The organism is Ruegeria sp. C9, from assembly GCF_056537585.1.
Genome location: NZ_JBQFRU010000007.1, coordinates 169,601 through 196,528 on the forward strand (window position 1 = coordinate 169,601; position 26,928 = coordinate 196,528).

General features: G+C 58.5%; 22 protein-coding genes and 1 riboswitch. Of the genes, 7 read left to right on the forward strand and 15 right to left on the reverse strand.

All coding sequences use genetic code 11. The annotated features are described in order from the left end of the window. Window positions 1-6: 6 nt before the first annotated feature. From folP to ACR0NE_RS18555, 8 genes are all read right to left on the reverse strand, one after another. Entirely contained in the window at window positions 7-1,005 is a 999-nt protein-coding gene (gene folP, locus ACR0NE_RS18520; RefSeq protein ID WP_170595997.1) for a dihydropteroate synthase, read from the reverse strand. Continuing rightward, a complete protein-coding gene (locus ACR0NE_RS18525) occupies window positions 1,002-1,922 on the reverse strand; it encodes a dihydroneopterin aldolase (protein ID WP_170595998.1) in 921 nt (306 codons plus the stop codon). Before ACR0NE_RS18525 ends, folP begins: the two co-directional genes overlap by 4 nt. A 105-nt stretch (window positions 1,923-2,027) precedes the next feature. Then, on the reverse strand, window positions 2,028-3,401 hold the full coding sequence (locus ACR0NE_RS18530) for a multicopper oxidase family protein (protein ID WP_170596000.1): 1,374 nt from the start codon (window positions 3,399-3,401) through the stop codon (window positions 2,028-2,030). A gap of 73 nt (window positions 3,402-3,474) precedes the next feature. Next, window positions 3,475-4,113, reverse strand: coding sequence for a cell wall hydrolase (locus tag ACR0NE_RS18535; protein WP_170596002.1), 639 nt, complete (start codon window positions 4,111-4,113; stop codon window positions 3,475-3,477). 186 nt (window positions 4,114-4,299) lie between these two features. Beyond that, entirely contained in the window at window positions 4,300-6,861 is a 2,562-nt protein-coding gene (locus ACR0NE_RS18540) for a pyruvate, phosphate dikinase (protein WP_170596005.1), read from the reverse strand. A gap of 36 nt (window positions 6,862-6,897) precedes the next feature. Beyond that, the gene (glyS, locus tag ACR0NE_RS18545; protein WP_170510598.1) at window positions 6,898-9,117 is read right to left on the reverse strand and encodes a glycine--tRNA ligase subunit beta; all 2,220 of its coding nucleotides are present in this window, start codon (window positions 9,115-9,117) and stop codon (window positions 6,898-6,900) included. A gap of 9 nt (window positions 9,118-9,126) precedes the next feature. Next, window positions 9,127-10,335, reverse strand: a complete 1,209-nt coding sequence (gene gltS / locus ACR0NE_RS18550) for a sodium/glutamate symporter (protein ID WP_170596125.1) — start codon at window positions 10,333-10,335, stop codon at window positions 9,127-9,129. 5 nt (window positions 10,336-10,340) lie between these two features. Beyond that, window positions 10,341-10,862, reverse strand: a complete 522-nt coding sequence (locus ACR0NE_RS18555; protein WP_170465487.1) for a DUF6446 family protein — start codon at window positions 10,860-10,862, stop codon at window positions 10,341-10,343. Between the two features lie 78 nt (window positions 10,863-10,940). Here ACR0NE_RS18555 and ACR0NE_RS18560 point away from each other — a divergent pair, with 78 nt between their 5' ends. Next, entirely contained in the window at window positions 10,941-11,573 is a 633-nt protein-coding gene (locus ACR0NE_RS18560; RefSeq protein WP_170404988.1) for a MarC family protein, read from the forward strand. 8 nt (window positions 11,574-11,581) lie between these two features. Here the strand turns inward: ACR0NE_RS18560 and ACR0NE_RS18565 are convergent, their stop codons facing one another. Further along, window positions 11,582-12,511, reverse strand: a complete 930-nt coding sequence (locus ACR0NE_RS18565) for a glycine--tRNA ligase subunit alpha (protein WP_170596008.1) — start codon at window positions 12,509-12,511, stop codon at window positions 11,582-11,584. 205 nt (window positions 12,512-12,716) lie between these two features. Here ACR0NE_RS18565 and ACR0NE_RS18570 point away from each other — a divergent pair, with 205 nt between their 5' ends. Continuing rightward, complete coding sequence (locus tag ACR0NE_RS18570) at window positions 12,717-14,456, forward strand: serine protease (protein WP_170596127.1); 1,740 nt, start codon at window positions 12,717-12,719, stop codon at window positions 14,454-14,456. Window positions 14,457-14,512: 56 nt separating this feature from the next. On the opposite strand, the gene ACR0NE_RS18575 is transcribed toward ACR0NE_RS18570, so the two are convergent. From ACR0NE_RS18575 to metZ, 5 genes are all read right to left on the reverse strand, one after another. Beyond that, window positions 14,513-16,087, reverse strand: a complete 1,575-nt coding sequence (locus tag ACR0NE_RS18575) for a thiamine pyrophosphate-binding protein (RefSeq protein ID WP_170596010.1) — start codon at window positions 16,085-16,087, stop codon at window positions 14,513-14,515. Beyond that, on the reverse strand, window positions 16,087-17,535 hold the full coding sequence (locus tag ACR0NE_RS18580; RefSeq protein ID WP_170393516.1) for a TrkH family potassium uptake protein: 1,449 nt from the start codon (window positions 17,533-17,535) through the stop codon (window positions 16,087-16,089). Before ACR0NE_RS18580 ends, ACR0NE_RS18575 begins: the two co-directional genes overlap by 1 nt. Before the next feature lie 51 nt (window positions 17,536-17,586). Further along, the gene (locus tag ACR0NE_RS18585; protein ID WP_170510603.1) at window positions 17,587-18,354 is read right to left on the reverse strand and encodes a hypothetical protein; all 768 of its coding nucleotides are present in this window, start codon (window positions 18,352-18,354) and stop codon (window positions 17,587-17,589) included. Window positions 18,355-18,635: 281 nt separating this feature from the next. Next, a complete protein-coding gene (gene folE2, locus ACR0NE_RS18590) occupies window positions 18,636-19,739 on the reverse strand; it encodes a GTP cyclohydrolase FolE2 (protein WP_170510606.1) in 1,104 nt (367 codons plus the stop codon). Window positions 19,740-19,920: 181 nt separating this feature from the next. Continuing rightward, window positions 19,921-21,111, reverse strand: a complete 1,191-nt coding sequence (metZ, locus tag ACR0NE_RS18595; RefSeq protein ID WP_170596012.1) for an O-succinylhomoserine sulfhydrylase — start codon at window positions 21,109-21,111, stop codon at window positions 19,921-19,923. A 62-nt stretch (window positions 21,112-21,173) separates the two neighbouring features. Then, a riboswitch (SAM riboswitch) is annotated at window positions 21,174-21,251 on the reverse strand. Window positions 21,252-21,381: 130 nt separating this feature from the next. Between metZ and ACR0NE_RS18600 the strand changes: the two genes are divergently transcribed. The 4 genes from ACR0NE_RS18600 to ACR0NE_RS18615 all read left to right on the forward strand — a co-directional run bounded on the left by ACR0NE_RS18600 (window position 21,382) and on the right by ACR0NE_RS18615 (window position 24,009). After that, window positions 21,382-22,071 carry a glutathione S-transferase N-terminal domain-containing protein gene (locus tag ACR0NE_RS18600; RefSeq protein WP_170596014.1) on the forward strand — a complete coding sequence of 230 codons (690 nt, stop codon included), beginning with the start codon at window positions 21,382-21,384 and terminating at the stop codon, window positions 22,069-22,071. A 60-nt stretch (window positions 22,072-22,131) separates the two neighbouring features. Further along, window positions 22,132-22,758 carry a GNAT family N-acetyltransferase gene (locus tag ACR0NE_RS18605; protein WP_170596016.1) on the forward strand — a complete coding sequence of 209 codons (627 nt, stop codon included), beginning with the start codon at window positions 22,132-22,134 and terminating at the stop codon, window positions 22,756-22,758. Between the two features lie 136 nt (window positions 22,759-22,894). Further along, window positions 22,895-23,218, forward strand: a complete 324-nt coding sequence (locus tag ACR0NE_RS18610) for a 2Fe-2S iron-sulfur cluster-binding protein (RefSeq protein ID WP_170596018.1) — start codon at window positions 22,895-22,897, stop codon at window positions 23,216-23,218. Between the two features lie 92 nt (window positions 23,219-23,310). After that, complete coding sequence (locus ACR0NE_RS18615; protein WP_480459410.1) at window positions 23,311-24,009, forward strand: FG-GAP repeat domain-containing protein; 699 nt, start codon at window positions 23,311-23,313, stop codon at window positions 24,007-24,009. A gap of 94 nt (window positions 24,010-24,103) precedes the next feature. Here the strand turns inward: ACR0NE_RS18615 and purD are convergent, their stop codons facing one another. Then, window positions 24,104-25,366, reverse strand: coding sequence for a phosphoribosylamine--glycine ligase (purD, locus tag ACR0NE_RS18620; protein WP_170596022.1), 1,263 nt, complete (start codon window positions 25,364-25,366; stop codon window positions 24,104-24,106). Between the two features lie 74 nt (window positions 25,367-25,440). Between purD and xseA the strand changes: the two genes are divergently transcribed. Continuing rightward, a complete protein-coding gene (xseA, locus tag ACR0NE_RS18625; protein ID WP_170596023.1) occupies window positions 25,441-26,925 on the forward strand; it encodes an exodeoxyribonuclease VII large subunit in 1,485 nt (494 codons plus the stop codon). Window positions 26,926-26,928: the final 3 nt, after the last annotated feature.

A 26,928-nucleotide genomic window follows, 5' to 3' on the forward strand; every position in this document is an offset into this window, starting at 1 on the left:
CCCGGATTACCGGACGGCGGCCCATAGACGCAAGGCCTGAGCCGTCTCGGCCACGTCATGTACCCGTACAATCTGCACGCCCTGTGATATTCCCGCCAGAGCTACCGCGATTGACCCCGGCGCGCGGGCATCCTTGCGCGGCTCTTTACCGATCTGACCAATAAATCCCTTGCGCGAAACGCCCAGAAGGATTGGACAGCCCAGCCCGTGAAACAGGCTGAGATTGCGCAGAAGGGTCAGGTTGTGGTCCAGATTCTTGCCAAACCCGATGCCCGGATCGATGACAATCAAATCGCGGCTGAGCCCCAGTCCTTCAAGATGCGCGATTTGCCCCTCAAGGAAATCGTAAACATCCAGCAGAACATTGTCATAGTGCGGGTCATCCTGCATCGTGGTCGGATCACCCTGCATATGCATCACACAAACCGGAGCCTCAATCTGCGCGCAAAATGGTGCAAGTTTAGGATCGAAGGTAAATCCCGACACATCGTTGATCAGTCCCGCACCCGCCTGATGCGCTGCCTTGGCAACACCGGCCTTGCGAGTATCGATCGAGATCAACACATCCGTCTCGCCCCGAATTGCCTCAATCAAAGGGCGTGTGCGGGCAATCTCTTCGTCTTCAGGCACAAAATCAGCGCCCGGGCGCGTGGATTCGCCGCCAATGTCCAGAATACTTGCACCATGCGCTACCATGTCGGCGGCAGCGGTCCGAGCGGCCTCGACCGAGTTATGCAGCCCCCCATCCGAGAAGCTATCCGGCGTGGCATTCAGAATGCCCATGATCTGCGTTCGTGCCATATCAAGCCCGGCAATCGCTGGACGCGCGCAGGTCAGACGATCCAGCTGTTCCTTTGGGATTTCAACGGCATCGACGATCTGGGTGCTTTGCCCGCGCTCAATCCGCTCGGCCTGTGAGAACCACAGCACCTGCCCTGCAAGTGGCACCGCCCCGTCGACGCGCGTGCTCCCATGCTGGACCAATGGGCGGTAATAGACGTTCACAGTTGCGCCTGCTCCACCGGAACTGCGCGCAATGGCGTTTTGGGGGCTTCGGGCAGGTCTCCGCCAATAACCAGCATCTCGCTGGCTTCAAAGGTTGCTCCGAACCAAGCAGCCAGCGCCACCGCGTCAGACGGCGCGGCTGAGGGGCCATCGACCGCATCCAGAACAATTTTGGAGGGTGCCCAAACACAAATCTGGCCGTTTTTCATCGCCCAATCCAACTCGGTCCGCGTTGAAACGACCACGCAACGGTGATCGCGCGCAGCCAGAACCCAGGCGTTCTGTTCAATTGCCAACAGATCTATCCGGCGTTGGGTCATTGCGTGACCCGTCTGCGGCACATCCAGATCAGACGCCCCAACACATAGGATCAGCGGGCGCTGGCGATTCTCAAGCTGGTCGATCCAGCCGGTGAGATTACCTGATGAAATCGCTGCATTCGACAGAAAGACCAACCGTGGATGTGGCCGCTCTTCTTCGGTCACATCATGATGTACCGCATCCTTGCCGCGCACGATCTCGACGCCAAGCGCGCCAGGTCCACGATCCAGTTTTTCAATGCGAACAAAGGCTCTTACAGCCTGAGGCTCAAGCAGAATGCGCTCCGCCACGCGATCTGCCAGTGTCTCGAGCAAATTTAGTCGCTCAGCAGCCAGCTCGAACGCAATCGCTTCGGTTACACGGTCGTAAGACAGAATACGATCCACGTCATCATCGATGGGGTCTGTCAGCGGACGCACCTCGACCACGATGTTAAAGCAGATCCGTTGCGTGGTACCGCGTTCGGCCTGAAACGCCCCGATCTCGACCTCAACGATGTGATCGCGCAGCGAAATGCGGTCCAGCGCACCGCGCGCGGCGGTAGCCTCGGACCGTTCGGACGGGTGCGCAAAGGCAAGACGGATTTCAGAGCTCATGCGGCGGACCTTTTCGGGCTCGGTGGACTGATGATCAGCCCACTTTAGGCGTTTCGCGGGCGTATAGCATCGCAGCAAACGCCTTTCCAGCTACGGAATGCGGCGTTACGTGACCCGGAACCAGCTCATCATACCCGATGCCGCATGGCCTAGCATGTGACAATGCAACAGCCAGTTGCCCGGATTGTCAGCTACCAACGCTACTTGCCGCACCTGCCCTCGTTCGACTAGAACAGTGTCGCGCCACGGCCCCAGTGTACCGTCCTGCAGGATAATGCGAAAATGGTGTCCATGCAGATGCATCGCATGTGGAAACGCCGTTTCATTTGCGAATTCAATCCGATGAACTGATCCCAATCGCGCATCCAGAAACGGATCATCTGGCCGCTCTGCATATCCGTTCAAAGCCCAGAATCGTCCAAGCTGAGCCAACTCGCGCCCCGACAGCTCGGAATCGCCCAATTTGGCGCTCTCCAGCCAGCGCATTGCCCCCCCCTGCATCGTCATACGATGCAGAGGTGTATTCTGCAGTTCAATTTCGGGCATTCGGTTTGCTGGCAACGGTCTAACTTTTGCATCAGCAATACGCGATGCTACTCCGAACACATCAAATTTGACGAGTCCGTAAGCGCCATCCCGTTCTACACTCACAATACTTGCCGTCTGGCCGGATTCCGCTGAGACATCAACGATCAAGTCAACCCGCTGCGCAGGCGCTAAAGGAAAACTGCTCTCAACTCGCAATGGAACCTCAAGCGGCATACCGTCAAGCGCAACAATCCAGCCAGCAAGCCCGTCGAGCGCTACGTCGAATACCCGGGCATTCGCGGCATTGATCACCCGCAATCGCAATCGTTCAGACGCTTGCACTGGATAAGAAGGGTCAAACTCTCCGTTCACCGTTACAATGTTGCCCAGCCGACCCGCATGGCTCAGATCATGAGCATTGTCGAAATCGCTGGATATCTTTGCGCTCTCGGTGTCAAGGCGCCAATCGTCCAGCATTAAGGTCAGGTCCTGATCAACATCGGGTCCGCTGGCTTCTTCGACGATCAAAGGGCCATAAAGCCCACGCGCGACCTGCTCCATCGATTGGTTGTGCGCATGATACCAATAGGTTCCCGCATCCGGCACCACGAAATCATATTCAAAGTTGGAATCTGGCTGCACAACTTCCTGCGTCAGGCCGGGCACTCCATCCATCGCATTGTCGATCCGGATGCCATGCCAGTGAACGGTCGTTGGTTGCGGCAGCATGTTTACAAGCTTGCGGCGTACCCGAGCACCCTGCGGAACACGGATTTCCGCGCCCGGAACACTGCCGCCATAACTCCAGACCGGAGTTTCCGGATATCCCTGGGGCGCGATCTGCTGGAGGGAAGTCTGTGCCACCAGTTCGGTGGCAGATGCCATCGCCACGCGTGGTATCATCGACAAGGCCAGGGTCGATTGCAGAAACTGTCGGCGTGTTATGGTCATTGCGAACCTCCTGGCTCGCAACATAGTTGGTAAAACGCCTGTTGCCAGCACCCTTCCAGCGCTGGTGCGTCAATCAGTTGCTGGCCGTGCGATAATTGTGCTTGTAGAAGATATGCACGCCAATACGCGCCGTTTCTTTGTAGACGCGGGACCAGGAAGGGCGCACTGCCTTGGTGTGATAGTGCGTGGCACCTGCGGTCATCTCTTCAGCTACACCATCGATTGCGGCACGGGCGACTTTCGAAACGCGATCATAAGCGCGTTTTTCGTTGATAATCTCTTTCTGCCCGTCACAGGTGTAGGTGAACTGGCACTGATATTTCTTGCCCGTTCCTTGCTTGATCACACCGCACAGTGAATCCGGAAAGCGACCGCTTTCAACACGGTTCAGGATAACTTCGGCCACAGCAAACTGGCCACGCACGCTTTCACCGCGGGCCTCGAAATACAGCGCTTCGGCAAGACAACGGAAATTTTCATCTCCGGTCGCCTTTGGCTGCTGGTCCAGCCAGGCTTTGGTGTAGGAGATTTCGACTTTTTCCGGCGCCTTACGCGGCTTAAACAGTTTTAGGTAATCGCGGAAGCTTTGTGCTGGCAACTCGTTGCGTGTGACCAACTCAACAGATTTTGCATCGCCTTGCCTATCGGCAAAGGACAAACTCGGTAGCAAGGCTGCGGCCCCCACGGCAACAGCCACTATGTAGCGTCTCATCAGATAACCTCGCACAGGCACAAACGCGCCATACCCTCCCCCGGCGGGCGCGACGAGGCTAATACCCCAGACGAAGCGAGACGTCCAGTTCTGAAAAAAATGCAAGAGAAAAACCGCTCACGCCGCCAATTATTATCGACAGCGGAACGTTTCTTACGCCACTATTTCTAGGTAGGAGACAGTTAGTCAACCCCCAAGTTTGGACGAAATCGCCAGTTGAGCGGCAGACAGCCGAGCGACAGGAACCCGGAAAGGAGAACAGGACACATAGTCGAATCCAAGTGACCGGCAGATTGCGATTGATTCGGGGTTACCACCATGTTCGCCACAGACAGAAAGCGTAACGTCTGGTTGGGCTTGGCGCCCGCGCTCGGCCCCCAGCTTCAGCAATTCACCTACCCCATCTGCATCCAGAACGTGAAATGGATCTTCGCCAAACACGCCTTGGCGGACATATGCCGACATGAAGCGCCCCGCGTCATCGCGCGACAATCCGTAGGTCATCTGGGTCAGGTCGTTTGTTCCAAAGCTTAGGAAAGCGGAATGTGGCGCAATCTCATTCGCGCGCAGACAGGCCCGAGGCGTCTCCACCATCACTCCCAATCGATAGTCGAACTCCTGCCCCTGCTCCGAGGCAACCTCGGCCGCTACAGTATCGATGCGTGTTTTGACCAGTTCAACCTCGCGCTTGGCCGAGACCAGCGGGATCATGACCTCGGGCACGACAGGGGCACCTTCTTTGCTGGCCTCAACCGTCGCCTCGAAGATCGCGCGTGCCTGCATGTCGTAGATTTCCGGCACGGTGACACCCAGACGAACCCCGCGCAATCCGAGCATCGGGTTGTACTCGCTCATCGCCTCGACCCGACGTTCGACATCCGAGATTGGCAAATCCAGCGCCTCAGCCAGCTCGCGCTGACCGGTGCGCGCAGTGGGCAGAAACTCGTGCAAGGGCGGATCGAACAGGCGGATGCAGACCGGCTGCCCCTCCATAATCCGGAACAACTGCACAAAATCCTGCCGTTGCATCGGCAGCAACCGTTCCAGCACAGCGGCACGTCCAGACGGGGTCTGCGCAAAGATCATTTCGCGCATTACGGTCAAACGACCGGGATCGAAGAACATGTGTTCCGTTCGGCACAACCCGATCCCTTCTGCTTTGAAGTTTCGCGCAGTTTGCGCGTCAGCGGGTGTATCGGCGTTGGCGCGGATGGCGATGTCCCTCTCGGCATCGGCCCAGCTCATCAGTGTCTGAAAGCAATCATCCAGCGCCGCTTCAAGCATCTCGGGTTGTCCGGCCAATACCTGACCCGAAGTCCCATCGATGGTCAGAATATCGCCTGTCTTGAACACACGCCCATCCGGTGCGCTTAGCAGCTTTTTCTTGGTCTGAAACCGCATTTCGGACGCGCCGACGATACACGGCAAACCCAGACCACGGCCAATCACCGCCGCATGGCTGGTGATCCCGCCCTTTTCAGTTAAAACCGCCACAGAAGCGTGCATTCCGCGCACATCCTCGGGCGAGGTTTCACGGCGTACAAGAATACAAGGCTCACCCCGCGCGGCGCTGGCTTGCGCCTCGGCTGCAGTAAAGACGATCCGACCCGTAGCCGCGCCGGGGCTGGCCGCGATAGCGGTGGTCAGCACATCGCGTTCGGCCTCGGGGTGGACCTGCCGGTGCAGGAGTTCATTCAACGAATGCGGATCGATTCGCATCACAGCCTCTTGCGGCGGAATGATACCGTCTTCGGCCAAGCGCACAGCGATCCGCATCCCGGCCCGCGACCCGCGCGGAACCCGTACACCATCCAGAATATGCACTTTGCCGTTCTGCACAACGAACTCAACCTGCATCTCTTCGCGCAGCTTCTCGCGCATTAGCGCAGCGTGGGCCTTGAGATCGGCAAACGCTTCGGGCGCCACATCCTCCAGTGATTGACCGCGTTCATCCTTTTCCAGATACAGCGCAGCGACACCTTCGCCCAGAGCATCGCGCCCCTGGCTCTGGCTCAGATAGCGACCCGTGATTTGGGGCATACCCGTCGCTGGATCGATCAGTTGCAACACGCCCGAACCGCATTCCCCCTGCCCGACGCCCGGGATCATCTCTTGAATCACCAGACCCAAACCGGCATCCGCAGGCGCGCCTTTGGCCTGCCGCAGCAAGCGGGCCGAGGTGCCGTCCCATGCACGTGCCATCGAGCGCAGAACACCGATCAGCTGCTCTCCACGATCCTGCGGGAAGGCCTCGTCGGTTTCGTCTTCGTACGCCCGCAACGACAAGCTCAGCCCTTCGCGCCCGTCCGCCTCGATGGTATCGAATACATCTGGGTCCAGACGCGCAATATGGAGCGCATAGCTCTGCACAAACCGCAGATATAGCGCCGCCGCCGCATCCGCCCCCATTTCCGCAGACCGATCCAGATATCGGGCATCGTTCATGCCGATATTCAGCACCGCACCCGGTCCACCCCAGTCAGGATCTTCCGAACTGGGCCGTACACACAGCAATGACTCGGCGTCGAACTGTTCCAGAATGGCCGCGATGTCGGGAATGTCGCCCTTGGCAATTCGCTGCACCGCGTCAAAAGAAAGGGCCACTGTCCGAGGCACCGGCATGTCCAGCCTGACCAGTCGTTGCAGGCACTTCGCCCGGCCGCCATGCGTATTGGCGGCAACGGGCGCTTTTGGAGTGATAAGCGTGGTATGCGGATTATTCTGCACTGCGGCACCTTTTGGTTTCACCGCAGCATAAGCCCCTGCGCCCTTGGCGCAAGGGCGTTATCCCTCGATACGGGTCAGATCAGCAACGCTAGAGCAGACCTTGCGGATCTGGCTCAGCAGGTTCAGACGGTTGCGGCGCAGAATGTCATTATCGGTATTGACCTGCACGTCCTCAAAGAACGCATCCACCGGCCCGCGCAGTGCGGCCATTGCCGCCATCGCTGTCGGGAAATCCTCGGCCTTCAGCGCGGGATCGATCTTGGCCTCTGCCGCGTCAAGCGCTGCAAACAGTGCCTTTTCGCTGTCAGTTTCAGCAAACTTCACATCCGCGCCGTAAGAGTATTCGACTCCATCCTTCTCTTCCGCCTGAGACAGGATGTTGTTCGCACGCTTGAACCCCTGCACGAGGTTCTCTCCATCCTCGGTCGCGATTACCGCATTCAGAGCGCGGGCGCGTTTGACCAGCAGGTTGAGGTCGTCATTCCCCTCCATCGCGATACAAGCGTCGATGACATCATGGCGGATGCCCTCGTCTCGGAGGAAGACTTTGAGGCGGTCGTGGAAGAAAGAAAGAAGATCGTCAGACGCGTCAGGAACCTTTTTCTCAAGCTCAAGAAATGCTGCTGCGGGCGATCCTTCAAGCTTTTCTTTGACAGTATGGAATGAAGCACCAAAGACACCATGTTTTGCGATTTCTTCCAGGAGATCGCGGACATTCGCTTCGGGCAAAGCCTCATTGATAGCGCGTTCTGATCGAACCAGTTGACTATCGAAAAAACGGTCCAACCGAAGACGCAGATCATTATTCACGATTAGTCGAATTACCCCTAACGCCGCACGACGCAAAGCAAAGGGATCTTTCGAACCCGTGGGTTTCTCATCTATCGCCCAGAACCCGGTCAGCGTGTCCAGCTTGTCGGCTAGCGCCACTGTCACAGACAACGGTGCGGTCGGAACATCATCCGACGGCCCCAACGGCGAGTAATGTTCCTGCGCAACGGCGGCCACTGCGGCATCCTCGCCTGCCGCTTCGATGTAATACCGCCCCATAAGCCCTTGAAGTTCAGGGAATTCATAGACCATTTCGGAGTTCAGATCAGCCTTGGCCAAACGCGCGGCTTTCTCGGCCTGATCCGCATCCGCCCCGACCACCGGGGCCAGTTCTCGGGCCAGCGCGGCAATGCGGTCGATGCGTTCCGCCTGAGTGCCCAGCTTGTTGTGGAAAGTCACATTCTCCAACGCGCGGGTCCATTGGGCGATGTCCGACTTGGCAACGCGCAGGTCGTTCTCCCAGAAGAATTTCGCATCGGCCAGACGGGCCGACAAAACCTTCTGGTTCCCCGCCAGAATGGTTGCGCCGTTATCGGCGGTCTCGCGATTGGCGACGGTAATGAAGCGCTCGATCCGCCCCGTCTTGGGGTTCTTCACAGAAAAGAACTTCTGATGCTCTTTCATCGAGGTCTGCAGTACCTCGGGCGGCAGCTCAAGAAACTCCTCGTCGATCTGCCCCATCAGCACAACGGGCCATTCGACCAGACCGGCAACTTCTGCCAGCAGACCCTTGTCGTCGACGACTTCCAGACCTGCGGCGAAGGCCATGTTCTGGGCATCGTTCCAGATATGTTCGGCGCGCTCTTCGGGCGACAGCACCACGAAGGCGCGTTTCAGCTTGGCGGCATAATCCTCGAACGAGGTCACCGTAAACCGGTTCGGGGCCATAAAACGATGGCCCTCAGTCGTATCACCGGACGTGATCCCTTCGATCGCAAGCGGCACGACCTGCGCACCTGCTTCATCGGTCAGGATGCACAGGATCGAGTGCAAGGGCCGTACCCACCGCATCGATCCAGCCCCCCAGCGCATGGATTTGGGCCAGGGGAAGTTTCGAATGGTAGCTTCTAAGACCTCGGCGATGATTTCAGCTGCTGGACGACCCGCCTTTTCAATGGTGGCGAAATACACTGCGCCTTTGGGCGTGTCGCGCTCTTCCAACTGGTCTCGGGTCAGTCCCGCGCCGCGTAGAAAGCCTTCGATGGCTTTGTCAGGCGCGCCGACCTTTGGGCCTTTGCGTTCTTCGCGGATTGTCGGGCTTTCCGCCAGCAGGCTTTCAACCGCCAGCGTCAGGCGACGCGGCGTCGTCAGTGCAGCGGCAGAGGCATAGGTCAGACCGCCTTCGACCAGACCATCGGTGATCCGCTTTTTCAGGTCTTCACCGGCGCGGGTCTGCATGCGCGCGGGGATTTCCTCGGAAAACAGTTCGATCAGCAGGTCGGGCATTTTCGGTCCTTAGAAATTGACAATCGTCTGAATGACGATGGCATTGGCGATGTCCACAAAGAATGCGGATACAAGGGGCAGTACGATAAAGGCAATAGGCGACGGGCCATATCGCTTGGTTACGGCGGTCATATTTGCGATAGCTGTGGGGGTAGCACCCAGAGCGAACCCCCCGAACCCGGCGGCCAGAACGGCGGCGCGGTAATTCGATCCCATCAACGGAAACAGAACCCAGATCACGAACACCACGGCAAACAGGGTCTGGGCGGTCATGATCACCGCAATCGCAAGGCCCAGTTCGGCGATGGTCCACAGTTGAAGGCTCATCAGCGACATCGCCAGAAATGCACCAAGCGCGAATTCCGAGATCAGCGCCAGCGAGGGCGTGCGTGAGACCGGCTTGGCATTCGGCGCGAACATGGCGCGGAGATTGGCAATCACGATCCCCATGATAAGGCAGGGCACAAACAACGGCAGTTTCAGCCCTGCGGCGCTGATTGCTTCGCTCAGGATCGCGCCTGAAATGATCGCGAGGTTGAGATACAGCAGCACCCGCATGATTGTCAGATGATCAATCTCGGATTTCTGGTCGACCTCATTGGGCAGGCCCACCGTATGCTCTTCCCCGGGGCGTTCGGGGCTGAGATTGCGCCCCTCGATCAGCAGCCGCGCAATCGGCCCCCCGACCAGAGCGGCCAGCACGAGACCCAATGTGGCCACGGCCACCCCCAACTCGGTTGCGCCACTCAAACCGGTGGCGCCCGCAACTTCGGGGGCCCAGGCGATCGCGGTTCCGTGCCCCCCGATCAGCGCAGCAGACCCGAACAGCACCCCGGCTTGCGCCGGATAACCGAACATCGCGGCCCCCGCAGCGCCGATCACGTTTTGCGCAACGATGGTCAGAAGCGTCAAAATCAGAAGCAAAAGCAAAGGCTTGCCGCCCGCAATCAAATCGGACAGACGGGCATTTAGACCAATCCCGGCAAAGAACAGAACCAATAGAAAGTCTCGTGCGGTCAAGCCAAAGGATAGCTCAATGCCGAAACCAAGATACAGCGCCAATACCACGAGCGAGGCCAGAAGGCCCCCGGTTACCGGCTCGGGGATGTTGAAGCTGCGCAATTGTGCGACACGGGCGTTGATCTCTGCCCCCAGCAGATAGACCGCAAAGCCCAGCGTTGCTGTCAGGAACTCCGGTATCTCAACGACCATCCCCATCTGCATCAGCCCTCGGGCCTGGGTGGGCACTCCTCGCCCACAACCGTGCCGTCATAGGCCTTTTCACCGCAATTGTTCAGCGCATGCCAGACGTAGCCTTTACCATCCTGTGTAATGGCAACGATCCGGTCGACACCATAATGGATGTTCTTGGTGCCCAAGAAAGCCTGTGCTTGACCCGATTTCAATACGTCGGCCAGCGCAACTGCGTCGTAGCAGTCAAACCACCCTGGCGCGGTCAATGGCTCGGGGTTCTCGACAGGGGTAAAATCCACCATTTGATCCGGCCTCAACTCGGTTTCGAAACAGGCCCGATACCGGATCGGAGAACTGTCGGCGTCAATGGCCTTAAACCCAGTATAGGCGATGGCTTCGGGCGCTTCCGCCCCTTGCGCCAGCAGGACCACATCCTGGCCCGGGCGCGGTTCTACCTCATAATAGAACCCATAAACCTGCAGGTAATACATGCCAGCACCGGCCAGAACTCCAGAAATCAGAAGGATTAGCGCAACCAATTTTCCAGTCATCGTTTACGCCACCTCTTTCAAGTTCATAGAAAATAAGACAGGTTCCCAAGCAGTACGGTCAGAAACGAGGCTACTCGCATGGAAACCACTCTTGCCGTCGGATTCTTTGGCGCGCTTTTTGCAATCATGAATCCGATTACCAACTTGCCTGTGTTCCTGAGTGTTACGCAAGACCTGCCCATTTCGGATCAACGCAAAGTGGCTGTGAAGACTGCGCTTTATTGCACGATCCTCGGTGGCGCCTTCGCTGCGATCGGCAGTCAAGCGCTTGGGCTCTTTGGCATCAGCGTCGATGACCTGCGCGTCGCCGGTGGCCTCGTTGTACTGATGATCGGCCTGAACATGCTGAACGGGAACGAGAGCAGCTCGCATCACGGAACCGACGGAGAAAAGAAATCCTATCCCGCGCCCGAGACCGTTGCGTTCTATCCCTTGGCTTTTCCCATTCTGGTCGGCCCCGGAACAATCACAACACTGATCCTTTATGCGCACCACATCAAAACCCCGGTCGAAGCCGTTGTCTATGCAGGTGTATTTCTGTTCGTGGTGGCCTTGCTTTTGATCACGTTCTGGAACGCATCGGCGTTGGCTAAGCGGCTGTCGGACAATGCCCGAGTGATAATGAGCCGCTTCATGGGCATGATCCTTGCGGCTATCGCAATCAGCATGATCGCAGACGGCCTGAAGGCGTTGTTGCCCGGACTGGCCTAGGCGCTGCATCAAACTTCGAACCCGGCAGCCTCGGTCTGCACGAACGCATCGGCGCATTGCTTGGCCAATGCGCGAACGCGGCCGATATAGGCCTGTCTTTCGGTAACCGAAATCACCCCGCGGGCGTCCAGCAAGTTGAAGATGTGGCTGGCCTTGATGCACTGATCATATGCGGGATGCGCCATGATGATGCGCTTGCCCGTCTTCGGGTCGTCATGTTCCTGCGCCAGAATGGTCGCGCATTCGGTTTCAGCCTCTTCGAAATGACGCAGCAGGACCTCGGTATTGGCAATATCGAAGTTCCAGCGGGCGTATTCCTCTTCGGTCTGCTTGAAGATGTCGCCATAGGTCAGCGGGCTGGGCGACTGAGGATCGTTGAAGGGCATGTCCATCACATGGTCGATGCCCAGCACATACATGGCCAGACGTTCCAGACCATAGGTCAGCTCACCCGAAACCGGCGCACAGTCATGGCCGCCGACCTGCTGGAAATAGGTGAACTGGCTGACTTCCATGCCGTCGCACCAGACCTCCCAGCCCAGCCCCCACGCACCCAGAGTGGGGCTTTCCCAGTCATCCTCGACAAAGCGGATGTCGTGCAGATCCATGTCGATGCCGATGGCCTCAAGGCTGCCCAGATACAGCTCTTGCAGATCCGGCGGGCTGGGTTTGATCAGCACCTGGTATTGATAGTAATGCTGCAACCGGTTCGGGTTTTCGCCATAACGTCCGTCTGTCGGGCGACGCGAGGGCTGAACGTAGGCCGCTGACCAAGCCTTGGACCCCAAAGCGCGCAACGTGGTTGCTGGATGGAACGTACCTGCGCCGACCTCCATGTCATAGGGCTGTAGGATCGCACAACCTTTCGACGCCCAATAGGACTGAAGCCTTAGGATAATCTCTTGAAATGAACGTGGTGCGCTATTGGGTTCGGTCATGACAATTCCCTTGGACGCCCAAGCGCCCGGTTCCGGTGGGTTCGGCCCTTCCTATGCAAGGCATCCAAGGGCGTCAACGGGCCAATCGGCCACTCTGTCGCTGAGCGGCCACACACAGAATTCCCCGTATTCCGGGCATGGCAATCGGACCGCGATTCCGCGTAATCTGCGCCAAAGTGAAAACACTGCAGAACACGGGCAGACAATGACACGCGTATTTACGGTTATTACATTCTTTATCCTCTTCGGCCTGCGCGCCGCTTTTGCCCAGCAAGATGCGGGCGTCTTTGTTCAGATCGAGGCGCAGCCGTCGCTGCGCGAGGCGCAGGAACGGGCGCAGGTCTATGCGAACGCGCTGCCCGATGTGAACGGGTTTCGGCTGAATTCTGGCTGGTATGCCATTGTTATCGGGCCCTATTTACGCGACGACGCCGAACAGGTGCTGCGCGTTTACAGGGCCGAGCGTCAGATCCCATCGGACAGTTTCATCGCCTTCTCCAGCGCGCTGGGGCAACAGTTCTGGCCCTTCGGTGCCAACATCCTGAACCGCGGCGTCGTCACCGCCCCGATCCAGCCCGAGCCGCAACCAGAGCAGCCCTTGGCCGGTCTTACCCTGCAGGACGCAGATGAAACCCGTTCGCAGGCTCTGCAGGGCGAACGCCTTTTGACCGCGCAAGAGCGCAGAGACCTGCAAACCGCGTTGCAGGCAGCCGGGTTCTACAATTCAACAATTGACGGAGCCTTTGGTCAGGGCACCCGCCGCTCGATGGGCGATTGGCAACGTTCCAACGGGTTCGACGCGACTGGCGTTCTGACCACGCTGCAGCGCAAAACCCTGATGGATGACTACAACGCTCCACTGATCAGCGTCGGGATGGCACGCTATTCCGACCCGCAAGCCGGGATCGAACTGGACATGCCAATAGGCGTCTTGGGCTTTGACCGTTACGAGGCACCCTTTGCCCATTTCAACCCCACTTCTGATCTGGACGCCAAGGCGCTGCTGATCTCGCAGGAAGGCTCTGCCGCAACCCTGCGGGCGCTCTATCAAGTGATGCAGTCGCTTGAAATCGTTCCTCTGGACGGTGAGCGCAGCCTGCGCGGCAACAGCTTCACGATTGAAGGACGCGGAAATGGCATGACCTCGTTCACGCAAGCAGCTCTGAAAGACGGCAAGATCAAAGGTTTCACGCTGGTCTGGCCTGCCGGGGATGAGGCTCGCCGCGCCCGAGTTCTGGCCGCGATGCGCGTAAGCTTTGCCACGACCGATGCCGTACTGGATGCCGGTGCCGGAGCGGATGCTGACCAGCGCATCGATTTGATGTCAGGACTGCAAATCCGCAAACCGCGGCTATCGCGATCGGGCTTCTTCGCCGACGCTGATGGTACGGTTCTGACGGTCACCGAGGCCGCTGAAAGCTGCACCCGCATCACGCTGGACGGTGACCAAGAGGTTCAACTGGCTTGGCAAGATGCCGACCTTGGTGTCGCTGTGCTGCGTCCTAGCCAGACCCTTGCCCCGATCAGTGTTGCCGAGTTCCGCGCGGGCGTTCCGCGTATTCAGTCTCAGGTCGCTGTTTCGGGCTTTTCTTACGAAGGCGCATTGGGTGCCCCTACTCTGACCTTTGGCGAAATCGCTGATATCCGCGGCCTGAATGGAGAAGATGGCGTCAAACGCCTTGCACTGTCCGCCCAGCCCGGCGACGCGGGAGGACCTGTCTTTGACGATAGCGGCAGCGTTGTTGGCATGTTGCTACCTGCCCCTTCCGATGGGCGTACCCTGCCCGACTCGGTCAGCCTTGCGGCGAATGTGGCACGTCTGACCGAGGTTCTGACCAAGGCGGGCATCTCAGGTCAGCCCGCGCAAGGCTCAGCCCAGATTTCACCAAACGAACTCAGCCGCAGAGCCAACGGAATGACCGTTCTGGTGCACTGCTGGGACTGAACAATCAGGTTCAGGGAAAAGGCGCTGCACGAAGGTGCACGCCTTTTTTCATAGGTTTACAGGATATCCGGTGTGACCCGTATCAATGTGGGAACCTCGGCCTGAAAGGCGGCGCGCACTGCGGCCTGCATCTCATCCAGCGTCTTCGGTGCAGCTGACAGCGCCCCGAACGCCTCGGCCAGTTTGCAGAAATCCGGGTTTCGCGCGATCACCGCATTGGGCGCGATCTGTCCGCGCACCATGCTCTCTTCAATCTCTTTGAGTTTACCATTGTCCCACAGAATGATGGGTAGCGGCAGGCCGAGTTCGACAGCAACCCCAAGCTCTTGCATTGTGTAGTGAAAACCATAGTCACCCGCGATGACCGCTGTGGGTTTGCCCCGCCGTGCTACTGCACCACCGATCCCGGCTGGCAGGGCGTAACCCAGCGTGCCAAATCCAGTCGGGTGGTGCCAATGATAAGGAAAGCCCATGTCCCAGACTTCTTTCGCGACATACGCGAATTGGGTCATGTCCGAATAAATCATCGTATCCAAGGGCATGGCCGCCCTGAGTGCATCGACCACAGGGATAATGCCCGGGCGCTCGGCATCTACCTCGGCCCGCCAGCGCGCGCGCGCCTCGCGCACCTCGTCCGCAGACCAACCAGCGGCTGGTTTTACCTGATCGGACACTGCCCACAGCGCATGCGCAAAACTCTCACCATCTGCCTGCAGTTTGACAGCCGCACGATGGTGGTCTGACAGCACTTGCGGGTCCAGATCAACACGCACCATAGTTGCGTTGTGGCCCAGATCATGGCGCCACAGATCAACCTCGCCCAGTTCAGCACCGACAACAACGACAAGATCAGCCGAGGCAATTACTTTGGCGCTGCCCGGTCGTGGCAGCATCGATCCGAAATCCAGCGGATAATCGGACCCGGCCAGCCCGCGACCGGCATACGTCGTGAAGCACGCCGCCCCCAACTGGGTCAGGATCTGTCGCCAAAGGTTAGACCGGCACCCGCCGCCTAATATGAACAAAGGCCGCTGCGCGATATTCAGCAGCGACAGAACCGGTGCCACATCCGGTGGAACAGTCTGGTTGCGCAAGGCAGGCTGGTTTGGAAAAGGCGCAGGCGCTGCCTCGGCCTCCAATTGCGCGATGGGTACCTGAATGTGTTTCGGTCGCGGGCGCGACAGCTCAAACTCTTCGAAGGCGCGCTCGATCAGACCATAGGCAGCCTGGGCATTGTTCGCCTGACAGGACCAGTCTGTAACTGTCTCGGCCGCAGCGCGCTGATCCTTCATCTGATGCAATTGGCCACGCAGCGCTTGTGTCTCTTCAAGGCAAGAAGACAACACCAGCATCGGCACTGAATCCGAATAAGCCTGCCCCATCGGCGTCATGATGTTGCACAGGCCCGGTCCGGTGATCACATAGGCCACCCCTGGCTTGCCAGACGCGCGGGCATATCCATCGGCCATGAAACCGGCCCCCTGCTCGTGCCGGGCCAGAACATGCGTGATCCCGGCCTCTTCGATACCGCGATACATCTCCTGATTATGCACGCCCGGTATGCCAAAGATCACGTCAACGCCACGATCCTTAAGCATGTGCGAGATCTGCGCCCCAAGGGGTCGTTTCATTAGCCTCTCCAGAATTGAACGGTAAAGATTGCGTAGACAGCCAGCAGTTCAAGGCGTCCGACCAGCATCCCAATCGTCAGCAGCCACTTGGCACCGTCATTCAGCCCCGCAAAGTTGCCTGCTGGCCCGATCTGTTCCCCCAGTCCCGGCCCCACATTAGCCAGTGCCGTCGCGGCCCCCGATACCGAGGTGATAAAGTCCAACCCAGTCAGGGCCAGCGCCCACGACAGAACCCCCATCGATAGTGCAAAGAACATGAAGAAACTCATGACCGAGGTCAGCACGTCGCGACTGATCGGTCGTCCATCATAGCGCGGCACGAACACACCATGCGGCGAACGAATTCGGCTGAGCTGGGTTTTAATCGACGCAAACAGCAATTGATAGCGGAACACCTTGATCGAACACGCGGTGGACCCCGCGCAACCGCCAATCAATCCGATCAGGAAGAACAACATGACCGGAAAACTGCCCCAGCCCATATAGTCGACACTCGCGTACCCGGTGCCCGAAATGATCGATGTGATGTTGAACAGCGACTCGCGGAACGCCTGCTCCCAATGGTGCGGAAAGACCGAAGTCAGGAAGATCGACATAATCACAACCAGAACCACGATGGTTGCCAGAAACGCCCGAATCTGGCTGTCTTTCCACAACGAGCTTGTGTGACCATTGGCCAATTGCACATACCGCACAAATGGCAGCGCCGCGAGGATCATGAAGATGGCAGCGGCATATTCCAGAGGTCCCGAAAACCGGGCGAAAGAACTGTCATAGTTTGAAAACCCGCCCGTCGCGATTGTGGTCATGGCATGTACGACGGCGTCAAAAAAGCTCATGCCGAAACCGGCATAGACCAATGCGCAGACCACCGTCAGAAATACGTAGATCAAGGAAATCTGCCCGGCGATCTCTTGCGCGCGGGGCAGAATTTTCCCCATGGTTTCAAACCCTTCCGAGCGGAAGATCTGCATCCCACCAACGCGCAGCTCGGGTAGGAACACCATCGCCACGACGATGATTCCGATGCCCCCCAACCATTGCAAAACGCCCCGCCAGAGCAACAAGCCCTGTGGCAATTCGTCGAGCCCCGAGATCACGGTTGAACCTGTGGTGGTCAGCCCCGACATCGCCTCGAAATAGGCATCGACGAAACGCAGTTCAGTTTCGCCGAACAGAAACGGAATTGCGCCAAAAACCGGCAACGCCACCCAGACACCCGAGGTCAGCAAAAAGGTCTGACGGATGGTCAGACCTTCGCCCACCCCGTTGGAACAACTCATCGCAAGAACACTGCCGGTCAGCAGTGTGATGACCGCGCTTTCAAAGAAAACATGCCACTCGCCCCGCCCCTCGATCATGTCGACAAGCATGGGCAGCAGCATGGTCGCCCCTAGAATGGCGACCAGCAGGCCAATCACATATCCGACCGGGCGAAGATCCATCATGACGGGCAGCGTTGGCGCGCCAGCTCGACGGTGTCAAGCAGATGATCCGTGTTAACTGTCGGATTTTATCTCAACGCCCGGCATCGCGGGTGGCTTCGACGGGGCGCGTGCACGACGCGGTGCCGGTTTGGCCTGCTCAGCCGACGCAGCTGCGGGTTTCTTCGTCGCAGGTTTTGCAGCGGCAGGTTTCGGAGCCGCTGTGGCCAGAGGCGCAGCTTTTGCCGGGGCGGGCTTGGCTGGGGCGGGCTTAGCCACCGCAGGTGCCTTGGTCGCAGCTTTTGCCGTGTTTGCCGATGCTTTTGGCGCTGTGGCTGCCGGTCGTGCCTTGGCCTGTGCGGAAGATTTGAACTCCGCAACCGGCTTGGCCGCCGTTGATACTGGCTTGGCCGCTTTCGAGGCGGGTTTTGCAGGTACTTTGGCCTTCGCCGGTGCTGCTTTCACAGCCGGTTTGGCTACCGGGGCCGCCTTGGGTGCAGGGGCCGCAACCTTAGGAGCCGCCGCTTTCGGCGCAGGTGCCACCGCAGGCTTAGCCGCCGCCTTCGGCTTTGGTGCTGCTTTGGGTTTCGGCGCCTCTTTAGGCTTTACTGCAACCTTGGCTTTTGCAGCCGGTCTGGCTGGCTTTCGCGTTGCTGGTGTCGCCACTTCGCGGGCAACCGGTGCGGGTGCCTCGGCTGTCTTCAGTCCGTGCAGAGGTGTCATCGGCAGATCAAAAGCCGCGCGGGTCATGATCTGCATGATCTCCATCTGACTGGCCATTGCGTAACCGGCCATCCGGATGGCGGCTGCCTGAAACTCAAGTGGTTGAGTAATCGGATTCATTGCATGTCTCTCCTGATAAAACCGAGGCAGCGGGTAGATGAGTAAAGGACCCCGCCCGCCCCAATCGTCCGGGCGGATTTGCAGGTTGGCGGTCCAAGGCGTTGCACGTCCCGGTTTCCTTTCGGGCTGCGCGACCCGGTTTTTACGGATGCGCAGCAGCTGCACTCGGGGACAATCTAGCGCAATTCAGGGTGCAGATGCAGCATTTCCTGCTGCATTGCGGCAAAAAAGCGCCCATGCAGGATTTTTGACTGTTTTTCCAGCAGCTTCCGCGGGGTCAATCAGCCCACATGAAACAGCGTCGTGAACAAACGCGGGTCCAGGCTCGCGGATTCGAAGGTTGGACCTTCGGTCAGAATCGAGACCGCATCATGGCTGTGCAGGCTTTCCTGATGGCTGGCGATCACACGGAAATCGCCGACATGATGATCGGCCTGCAGCTCGGCGCAGAACAGACGCGCGGCATCTTCCACGAATATGGGATTGGCAGCGTTCAGTTCGGCAAAGGCCTGTTCATCTTCGCGCTTGACCATCACCTGAGTTTCGGTTGGCACCGCGCGGCGGCACAGCGCGATCAGATCTTCGAACCACAGACAATTGGCGTTGCAATCGATAACCACCGAAATCCGCGCCACCGAGCGCTGGGAATGCGGCGTCGCCAGCTGCCCGCGGGTTGCGCGCGCGTGTTCGCTCAGTTCCAATGAACAGGGGCATGTGGACGAATAGACATAGTCCAGATGCATAATCTTCAGACGTTCTCCGCCTTGATCAACCAGTTCCAGCGCGATGTCGTAATACTGGTATCCGGACAAGCCCGAACGCAGGCTCTCAATCCGATCGGGATAGGAAAACCGCATCTGTATGCGCGCATCCAAACTATCCAGATCAGTCAGATAGTCGTTCAGCGCTGCCTCCATCACCTCAAAACTAAAGGTGCGCTCGGCGTGCTTGTAGAAGGACCGCATGATCCGAGACATGTTGATGCCCTTCTTCTCGGCCTCAAGGCTGACAGACCCGGTGACCGAGGTCTCAAGTGTCAGCTCGGCACCACTTTTGCGATGGAACCGGATCGGCAGGCGGAAATTCGAGATGCCGACATGCTGGATCTGCTGCTTCGAACCCCGGATCAGGCTGGACGGACCGTTTTGCAGATCCGGCAATGTGGCCTTATAGGCTGCATCCGCCTCGAACTCGTGGGGATATTCGCGCGACAGGGCCGGATAGTTTGACGGCAACAGCCCCGGGACAAGCTGCGCAATTGCCGGGTCAAGTTGACTGATCTCGGCCGCCGAGGCTGATTTCGCCCATTCGCGCAGCACCTTGAGCGCTGCTGCGGCCTGATCGTGATCGGGTGTCTCGTTGATGTCGCGCGGATGAATGTTCATTGGCACGGATCCCTTGCTAGGCCGACGGTTATATACCACCGAGGTTTAATTACCAGTCCTGAACGATACGCGCGGAATAGCAGTCCGGATCGAAATTCGAGGCAAGAAATCGTCATTTTACAACCAAATGCGCCGGATCAGGCGGATCACATCCGCCTGATGATGCATTCCCGGCGCATCACTAGCCCTGAGATACGTCTAGCGCGCGCTGGATATCCGCAAGCAAATCACCGGCATCCTCAAGCCCAACCGAAAGTCGGATCAGGCCCGGCGTGATACCCAACTCATCGCGTTGTTCGTCGCTCAGACGCTGGTGCGTTGTGGTGGCCGGGTGCGTTGCGATCGACTTGGCATCGCCTAAATTATTCGAGATCACAGGGATCGTCAGCGCATTCAGGAAAGCAAACGCCGCCGCTTTGCCGCCCTTGATGTCCAGCGATAGAACCGTGCCGCCCTTGCCGCCCAGCTGCTCTTGCACCAACGCGTTTTGCGCATGGGTTCTCAGCCCGGGATACAGTGTCCGCTCCAGTGCAGAATGCCCTTCTAAAGCTTCTGCAATCTTCTGCGCGCTGTCGGCTTGGGCGTTTACGCGCAGGGCCATGGTTTCAAGACCTTTGACCATGATCCAAGCGCTGAACGGGCTAAGCGCACCGCCGGTGTGCTTCATGTAAGGCTCGACCGTGCCACGGATGAATTCCTTGGTGCCGATGATCACGCCGCCCAGCGCCCGGCCCTGCCCGTCGATATGCTTGGTCGCCGAATAGACCACCACGTCGGCTCCCTGTTCGATCGCGCGCGAGAACACGGGTGTCGAGAACACGTTGTCCACGATTACAACCGCACCCACCGCATGGGCCAGCCTCGACACGGACGTGATGTCGATCACTTCAAGCGTCGGGTTCGACATGGATTCAAAAAACACTGCCTTGGTGTCAGGCCGGATCGCGGCCTCCCACGCGTCCAGATCGGTGCCGTCTACAAAGGTCACCTCAACGCCATAACGCGTCAGGATGTTTTCGAGGATATACAAACAGGACCCAAAAAGCGCCTTGGCTGAAACCACATGGTCGCCCGCCTGCAGCATCGAAGTCAGCGCACCGTTCACAGCGGCCATACCTGAAGCGGTGGCAAACGCATCCTCGCCGCCTTCCAAAGCTGCGATACGCTGCTCGAACATCGACACGGTGGGGTTGCCGTAGCGGGCATAGATGAACTCATCCGGGCCGCTTTCGATAAACCGGGCCTCGGCCTGCTCGGCGGTATCGTAGACAAACCCCTGCGTCAGAAAGATCGACTCAGAAACCTCATTGTACTGACTGCGACGGATGCCGCCATGGACGGCTTGGGTGCGTTTGTTCCAGCTCTCGCTCATCTCATTCCTTTCAGCCCCGCATTGGAGGCAAACAAAAAACCCCAGACGCGGCCAAGCGAAAGGGGTCTTTCATCCTGACCTTTTAGCGGTGTTGTTTAACGTGGCCCGCAATCCGGTAACAAATCGCCACATGAATGAAGATGCGTTTACGCCCCGCCCCGGAACACGTCAAGCCCGACTGATCACCGGTCACGCTTTCGTAACACGGCCGGGCGCGCTCTTGCCGTTTGTGCAGAAAGCTTCATGATCGCCCAAACTCAAGGAGGCCCCATGATTGAACTCTATTTCTGGCCCACGCCCAACGGCTGGAAAGTGTCCATCGCTCTGGAAGAGATGGAGCTGCCCTGCAAAACCCACCTGATCAACATCGGCAAGGGCGACCAGTTCGATCCCGAGTTTCTAAAGATCTCGCCTAACAACCGTATGCCCGCCATCGTCGACCCGGACGGCCCTGACGGCGCGCCTGTTTCGGTCTTCGAAAGCGGCGCGATCCTGATGTACCTCGCCCGCAAGACCGGGCGGTTCTACGGCAATACCGAACGTGACAGGATCGCAGTCGAGGAATGGCTGATGTGGCAAATGGGCGGCGTAGGCCCGATGGCCGGCCAAGCGCATCACTTCCTTAAATACGCCCCACATCTGGACCCGCCACAAGACCATCCCTATCCGAAAGACCGCTATCGCAGTGAGGTCGGGCGTCTCTACGGCGTACTCGACCGCAGGCTGGCCGAAAACGAATACGTCGCCGGCGATTTCTACTCCATCGCCGACATGTCGATCTGGGGCTGGGCCAGCCTATGGGAAGGCCAGCAACAGGTGCTTGAGGACAAACCGCATTTCACCCGCTGGCTGGACATGATGAGCGCTCGTCCTGCGGTTATAGCAGGCCGCGCGTTGCACGCAGACCTGCGGGGAGATCATCGGGACCAGAAATCACAGGGCGTTTTGTTTAAACGGTAAGCAGGGGGTATGTTTGGATCGCAAGTCATATTTTCTGGATGCTAGAATCAGGAGTGACTTTTGACTGCGATAGTACAATCGGCTTCTAAATCTGTTCCGCCCGAGACTCTCGCCGATCTTCTTTGGAGCACAGATCCAAAACTAAACGGCTACATGTTTGGTAAAATGGATGTCTTGCACAAGATCATCGGAACGGAATGGACTGCGCAACAGGGTTTGTATTCATACAAACATGCCTTTACGGCCATGCAACACGACAAGGTTGCGGGTCTCCTTATTGGGCATACAGACGAAGAGTATTCTGCGAATTTCGATTTTTCCGTGGATAATCAGGCTAATGCTCTTGGCGAAGATGAAGCGCTTCATCTAAAATCTGCCTTGCATTGGATGGATCGGTTATTTCCTGCCCCGCGTCAAAACTCCTACTACATTCTCGAATTCGCCGTGAGTCCAGATATGCAGGGCACTGGTATTGCCGGCCAACTCTTTGAAGTAGCAACAAAACGAGCTTTGGCTGGCGAGTGCAATCAGATATGCCTTGACGTAGCCGCCAACAATGAAGCCGTTAGTTTTTATGAGCATATTGGATTTAACGTCGAAATTGAAACGCGCGTGCCCGTATTGGACGACGAATATGGAATAGGTGTGCACCTGCACATGGTCCACGAGATCGATCAAAGCCTCTGACATCGGCGCAGGCTCAATCACAATATTGTTGATAAGAACATTCATGCGCGACCGTTCAAGTCGCAATTCCCTCTAGAAACACTTAACTCGCTTCACTAAGGAAGAATTCGACAACCGAAAAAGGAAGACGCACGCAATGGCAAAGATCACCTATGTCGAGCATGGCGGTACCGAACATACAGTCGAGGTCGCCAACGGACTGACAGTCATGGAGGGGGCCCGTGACAACAATATTCCCGGCATCGAGGCCGATTGCGGTGGCGCCTGCGCCTGCTCGACCTGCCACGTCTATATCCACGCAGATTGGGTCGAGAGAATCCCCGCCAAGGACGACATGGAAGAAGACATGCTGGACTTCGCCTATGAACCCGACCCGACCCGCTCGCGCCTGACCTGCCAGATCAAGGTCACCGACGCGCTGGATGGTCTGGTTGTGCAGATGCCCGAAAAGCAGATCTGATGCACTCTGATGCGCCGCGTCAGCCCAACCGCCTTTGGCACCGTCGGGCGCGCGGCGCTGTTCTGATGGTTTGCATTTGGCTAACGGGGAATATGCCCGCAGCCAGCGGCGAAACCAAAGTATCTGCTCGCTTCACGGAACCAACAACACGCTACGCCCATGGGGTGCTTGGCGACGCCGTCGAATACGGTGCTTTGGAAATCGACGTCGGAACAAGTCTTTCCTCGGCGGCACAGCGAAAAGCCGATAGCTCCAAACGCTCGACCGTTACTGTACGTCTGCCCGAAGACCGCGTATTCGAAGATCTTGCCCCACGCCTGGCCGATATCGATCAGGACGGGTTGCCAGAAATCATCGTTGTAGAGACCCAGCAGCATACGGGTGCTCAACTGGCGATCTATGACATAAATGGTCAAAAAATCGTCGCCACCCCCCATATCGGCACACGCAACCGCTGGCTCGCCCCCATCGGTGCCGCCGATCTGGATGGTGATGGACATGTCGAGATCGCCTATGTCGACCGCCCGCACCTAGCCAAAACTCTGCGCATCTGGCGTTACAAAGACGGTGAACTCATTGAAATCTCGACAATCCCTGGCCTTACCAATCACAGGATCGGAGAAGATTTTATTTCAGGCGGTCTGCGCCAATGCGAAACGCACCCTGAGCTGATCCTCGCCAGCGCCGACTGGTCGCGGATCATAGGCGTCTCGTACAGCAAAGGCTGGCGACAAAAAGACCTCGGACCACTCAACAGTCTCAAAGATCTGGCCAACGCACTAAAGTGCTGATCCGATCTTCATCTGGCCATAAATCTCTTGGGGAGCGCGAGGGGCTGGCCCCTCGCTCACAAATATTCAAGACGGGCGCAGCCCGACTACTGAGTTAAAGCGCGCGCCAGCCGATGTCGCGACGGAAGAACCCTTCAGGCCAATCAACACCTTCAACCATGTCATACGCCCGGTCGCGTGCGTCTTTCAGCGTTTCCCCACGCGCAGTCACATTCAGAACGCGTCCGCCCGAAGCCTGAACCTTGCCTTCAGCCGCTTTTGTCCCCGCGTGGAATACCATGTTGCTACTATCCTCGGCCAGATCGCCCAGGCCGTTGATCACAGTGCCTTTTTCATAAGAACCAGGATACCCCTTTGCCGCCATCACGACCGTGATGGCGTGATCGTCGGCCCAGTTCACCCGCGTCTCAGCCAAGCGACCCTCGGCCGCCGCGTGCATCAGGTCCATGGCCTGAGCGCCAAGGCGCATCATCAGTACCTGACATTCGGGATCTCCGAACCGCACGTTGTACTCCACCAACCTGGGCTGACCATCCTTGATCATCAAACCGGCGTAGAGCACACCCTGAAACGGTGTCCCGCGCCGCTTCATCTCGGCCACCGTCGGGCGCACGATCTGATCCATCGCAAGGGCCTCGATCTCGGCGCTCAGCACCGGGGCCGGAGAATAGGCGCCCATACCCCCTGTGTTCAGCCCGGTATCGCCCTCGCCGACGCGCTTGTGATCCTGCGCTGTGCCGATCGACAGGATATCCTCTCCGTCACAGAGCACGAACAGAGACGCCTCCTCGCCCTCCATGAACTCCTCGATCACCACTTCGGCCCCCGCGCCACCAAAAGCTCCGCCGAACATGTCGTCAATCGCGTCCAGGGCGGTTTGCTCGTCCATCGCAACGATCACGCCCTTCCCGGCAGCCAGCCCATCGGCCTTGACCACGATCGGGGTCCCCTGCGCACGGATGTATTCCTTGGCGGGCTCAGCCTCGGCGAACCGGGCATAAGCCGCCGTCGGCGCGCCGGATGCGTCACAGATTTCCTTGGTGAAACTTTTTGAGGCCTCCAACCGCGCCGCTTCTGCCGAGGGCCCGAAAACCAGCACACCCGCTTCGCGCAGCCGGTCAGCAACCCCTGCAGCCAAAGGCGCTTCGGGGCCAACGATCACGAAATCAATCGCGTTTTCCTCGGCAAAGTTGACCACAGCACCGCCATTCTCAATGTCCAACGCCGCGCACTCTGCGATCTGCGCGATCCCGGCATTCCCCGGCGCCACAATCAGGCGATCACATTTGGGGTTTTGCATCACCGCCCAAGCCAGACTGTGCTCGCGTCCACCGCTGCCGAGAATGAGGATATTCATGAAACGCTCCGATCTGCTTGGCCTTGCCTGCGCGGCGTTCTAAGCTGCGCAGAGATTTGACACAAGGCGCTGAAATGTCCGACCTGCTAGATGACCCGATTCCGGGTCAGAACACCCCCGAATACACTGTCTCGGACATCTCGGGCGAGGTGAAACGCACGCTCGAGGGCACCTTTGGTCGAATCCGTGTGCGTGGTGAGGTCGGCCGCGTGTTCAAGGCCCGCTCGGGTCATCTGTATTACGACATAAAGGACGACCGGAACGTGCTGGCCTGCACAACTTGGAAAGGGCAGATTTCTGGTCTTTCAGTTGTTCCCGAAGAAGGTCTCGAGGTTGTCGTCACCGGGCGCCTGACAGCTTTTGGAGCCCAGTCGAAATACAACCTGAATGTCGATGAAGTCGCCGTCGCCGGGCAAGGCGCGCTGATGGCATTGCTGGAAAAGCGCAAAAAGCAGCTCGAATCCGAAGGCTTGTTTGCGGCTGAACGCAAGAAACCCCTGCCCTACTTGCCGCAGATCATCGGCGTTGTCACTTCGCCCTCCGGTGCGGTGATCCGAGACATCTTGCATCGGCTGCGTGATCGGTTCCCGCGCAAAGTACTGATCTGGCCCGTCGCGGTTCAGGGGGCAAACTGTGCCCCCGAAGTGACCCGCGCCATCGAAGGCTTCAATCAACTCACACCGGGCGGGGCCCTCCCGCGACCCGACCTGATTATCGTCGCGCGCGGCGGTGGGTCCATAGAAGACCTCTGGGGCTTCAACGAAGAAAGCGTCGCGCGCGCGACTGCAGCCTCAGAAATCCCGCTGATCTCGGCCGTCGGGCACGAGACGGACACCACCCTGATCGACTATGTCTCGGACCGCCGCGCGCCTACGCCAACCGCCGCTGCCGAACTTGCCGTACCGGTCCGCATGGAACTGCTGGCTTGGACCAACGAACAAGGGGCCCGCCTGTCGCGCGCGGCAACAGATGCCGTACAACGCCGCAGTCAACGGCTGCGCGATCTGTCGCGCGCGCTGCCGCGCCCAGACACACTGCTGGAAAGCCCGCGCCAAAGGCTAGACCAGATATCCGAGCGCTTGCCCAACGCGCTGATCCGGGGTGTTCAGAACCGCCGCGTCAAACTGCTGGACAGTGCGGCGCGTCTGCGCCCCTCGACCCTGCGCAGCTTTGTCGAAACCCGCCGCGATCGCTGGCGCAACATGTCCTCGCGCCTGTCAATGCGCCCGATCCAGCGCGAACTGGAAACACGCCACGACGCTCTAAATCGCCTATCCGAACGCCTGAACACCGCGCAATCCACGCGATTGGACCGCCTGCGCCAGCAGATGGACGCCACCGACCGCCTGCGCGAAACGCTCAGCTATAAGGCAACGCTTGGGCGTGGCTACGCCGTGGTGCGCGCTGAAGGAGAGGTCATCACAACCAAAGCTCAAGCCTCCGGTCACGCTGTTCTTGAGATCGAATTCGCTGACGGTCGCCTCAGCACCGGGGCTGCGGGCAAGGCGCCACCCAAGAAATCCAAACAGGCACCTCCTGATCAGGGATCGTTGTTCTGACCG

Excerpts from the sequence above, each read along its gene's own strand:
- ACR0NE_RS18585 (WP_170510603.1), bottom strand. The coding sequence starts at position 18,354 with ATGAATCCGATTACTCAACCACTTGAGTTTCAGGCAGCCGCCATCCGG.
- folE2 (WP_170510606.1), bottom strand. The coding sequence starts at position 19,739 with ATGAACATTCATCCGCGCGACATCAACGAGACACCCGATCACGATCAG.
- ACR0NE_RS18575 (WP_170596010.1), bottom strand. The coding sequence starts at position 16,087 with ATGAAACGACCCCTTGGGGCGCAGATCTCGCACATGCTTAAGGATCGT.
- ACR0NE_RS18525 (WP_170595998.1), bottom strand. The coding sequence starts at position 1,922 with ATGAGCTCTGAAATCCGTCTTGCCTTTGCGCACCCGTCCGAACGGTCC.
- metZ (WP_170596012.1), bottom strand. The coding sequence starts at position 21,111 with ATGAGCGAGAGCTGGAACAAACGCACCCAAGCCGTCCATGGCGGCATC.
- ACR0NE_RS18535 (WP_170596002.1), bottom strand. The coding sequence starts at position 4,113 with ATGAGACGCTACATAGTGGCTGTTGCCGTGGGGGCCGCAGCCTTGCTA.
- ACR0NE_RS18580 (WP_170393516.1), bottom strand. The coding sequence starts at position 17,535 with ATGATGGATCTTCGCCCGGTCGGATATGTGATTGGCCTGCTGGTCGCC.
- gltS (WP_170596125.1), bottom strand. The coding sequence starts at position 10,335 with ATGGGGATGGTCGTTGAGATACCGGAGTTCCTGACAGCAACGCTGGGC.
- ACR0NE_RS18600 (WP_170596014.1), top strand. The coding sequence starts at position 21,382 with ATGATTGAACTCTATTTCTGGCCCACGCCCAACGGCTGGAAAGTGTCC.
- ACR0NE_RS18560 (WP_170404988.1), top strand. The coding sequence starts at position 10,941 with ATGGAAACCACTCTTGCCGTCGGATTCTTTGGCGCGCTTTTTGCAATC.
- purD (WP_170596022.1), bottom strand. The coding sequence starts at position 25,366 with ATGAATATCCTCATTCTCGGCAGCGGTGGACGCGAGCACAGTCTGGCT.
- ACR0NE_RS18530 (WP_170596000.1), bottom strand. The coding sequence starts at position 3,401 with ATGACCATAACACGCCGACAGTTTCTGCAATCGACCCTGGCCTTGTCG.
- ACR0NE_RS18615 (WP_480459410.1), top strand. The coding sequence starts at position 23,311 with ATGCCCGCAGCCAGCGGCGAAACCAAAGTATCTGCTCGCTTCACGGAA.
- ACR0NE_RS18565 (WP_170596008.1), bottom strand. The coding sequence starts at position 12,511 with ATGACCGAACCCAATAGCGCACCACGTTCATTTCAAGAGATTATCCTA.
- ACR0NE_RS18610 (WP_170596018.1), top strand. The coding sequence starts at position 22,895 with ATGGCAAAGATCACCTATGTCGAGCATGGCGGTACCGAACATACAGTC.
- glyS (WP_170510598.1), bottom strand. The coding sequence starts at position 9,117 with ATGCCCGACCTGCTGATCGAACTGTTTTCCGAGGAAATCCCCGCGCGC.
- xseA (WP_170596023.1), top strand. The coding sequence starts at position 25,441 with ATGTCCGACCTGCTAGATGACCCGATTCCGGGTCAGAACACCCCCGAA.
- ACR0NE_RS18555 (WP_170465487.1), bottom strand. The coding sequence starts at position 10,862 with ATGACTGGAAAATTGGTTGCGCTAATCCTTCTGATTTCTGGAGTTCTG.
- ACR0NE_RS18570 (WP_170596127.1), top strand. The coding sequence starts at position 12,717 with ATGACACGCGTATTTACGGTTATTACATTCTTTATCCTCTTCGGCCTG.